Below are 2094 nucleotides of genomic sequence, written 5' to 3'. Positions count from 1 at the left end.
GTCCTATGGAGTGCCTTCAAGAAACTGACGACCAGCTATTCAAAAGATGAGCGTGACGACCTCTTCAGTGGGACAGCAACACGAACATACCGGTTAGCTAGTCCAGCAGTTTGACAAAAAGGAAGAGGGCAGTTCAAGAGTAACCGCCCTTTTCGCTAACCCATGCCACGCGGCAGGTTATGCGCTGCTCTTATCGTTCGCGGGAATGACGTCGCGAAAGCGAATACCTGTCTCTGCAACTTCCTGCAACAGCTTGGAGGGGCGCCAGCGCTTACCGTACATCGAGTGCCATTTCGAAACTTCTCGATAGATGACAGATGCGCCGATGGTGTCAGCCCAGAACATCAAGCCGCCCCGGTGTCGGGGGAATCCAAAACCATAGAGCCACATCACGTCAATGTCACTAGGCCGGTAGGCCTTACCGTCCTCGAGAATTTTGCACGCCTCATTCACCGACGCGAAGAGAACGCGTTGCAAAATCTCCTCGTCCGAGAACTCACGTTGAAGGATTCCGTACTCTTTTGCCACGTCTGCGATCACCTGCTTGACCACATCATCGGCAATGGGAGTGCGGTCGCCGTTCTCGTACCGATACCAACCGGCTCCAGTTTTTTGCCCCTTTCTTCCCATCTCCACTAAGCGGTCAGGGACGTGCAGCTTCCGATATTCTGGGTCAGCAGCAGCGCGACGCTTTCGTCCTTCGTAACTGACGTCGAGACCCGAAATGTCATTGACTGCAAACGGGCCCTTCGGATATCCGAACTGCTCCATTACCTTGTCGATCTGGACAGGCGTCGCGCCCTCTTCAAGCATGAGCATCATCTCTGCCATCATGGGCGCACGGCTTCGATTCGCAACGAACCCGTCGCACGAGCCCGCGACGGCGCATACCTTTCCGATGGCCCGTCCCATCTCCATCGTACGAGAGATCGTGGCTGGAAGCGTGCGCGGGCCTTTTACGACTTCACACAGCTTCATGACATTGGCTGGCGCAAAGAAGTGCGCTCCGGCGACATCGCCTGGCCGCGAAGTCGCGTCGGCGATTGCGTCAATGTCGATTGCGGAAGAGTTCGTGAGCAGCAGAGCGCCCGGTTTTAGCGCAGCGTCCAGCTTTCGGAAGACATCTTGCTTGATGTCGAGGCGCTCGAATACCGCCTCGATGGCGACATCGCAATCAGAAATGGCCTCATACTCCTGCACACCTTGGATGAACTGAAGGCGACGATGCATTTCATCCTGGGCCATACTGCCGCGTTTTACCTTTACAGCGTAGGTATCACGGATGCGTTGAAGTCCCCTGTCCAGTGCCTCGGCACTGGCTTCGAGCACCTTGACGGGAATGTTTGCGTCCGCGAAGCACATGGCGATGCCTCCGCCCATAGTGCCTGCACCGATAATGGCTGCCGATTTGACGGGGGGCACGCTCAAGACATCTACTTCCGGGACCTTTCGCGCTTCTCGTTCGGCGAAGAATGCGTATCGCTGGGCCTTGGCTTCAGCCGAGTTTTCTAGCTCCGCGAATGCGTTTTCTTCGAAGGCGATGCCCTCGTCGAAGGGTAGGTGAACTGCGGCCTCCACGCACGCGATAGCCTTATCTTTCGCCGGCAGAAGCTGCCCATTTTTCGACTCTGCTTTTCGAGCGTCGGCGACGATAGCTGCAAGGCTTTCGTCATCAATGTCCACGCTACCGTCGCGTACGCGGGGCAGTGGGCGCGTTTGAGCTACTCGCTTCGCAAACTCGATGGCGGCACGACGCAACTCGCCTTTCGGTACCAGTGAGTTCACGATTCCGATCTTCTCGGCATCTTCGGCGCTGATTGGGCGGCCGCCGAGAATCAGTTGGAGGGCATTTTTGGGACCCACCAGTCTTGGCAGACGCTGCGTGCCCCCGCCTCCGGGGATGACGCCAAGCGTGACTTCTGGCAGGCCAAGCTTCGCACCCGCCGTGGCGACGCGATAGTGGCACGCGAGAACGTGTTCCAATCCGCCGCCAAGGGCATAGCCTTGGATCGCAGCGACGACGGGCTTGGCACTACTATCGATTGCGGCCGTGCTGGTGCGTGTCGAGACCGAACGAGCCTGACCGAACTGGCG

1 protein-coding gene is annotated in these 2094 nt (G+C 57.7%); it reads right to left on the bottom strand.

What is annotated here, in order from left to right; genetic code table 11:
• Positions 1–177: 177 nt before the first annotated feature.
• On the bottom strand, positions 178–2094 hold a 1917-nt coding region (locus tag AC1DPR_RS31635; protein WP_477817984.1), incomplete at its 5' end, for a 3-hydroxyacyl-CoA dehydrogenase NAD-binding domain-containing protein.

This window comes from Rhizobium sp. 01T417 (genome assembly GCF_056398905.1).
The sequence above is the reverse complement of the archived record's forward strand: the minus strand, read 5'-3'. Positions and strand labels throughout refer to the sequence as shown.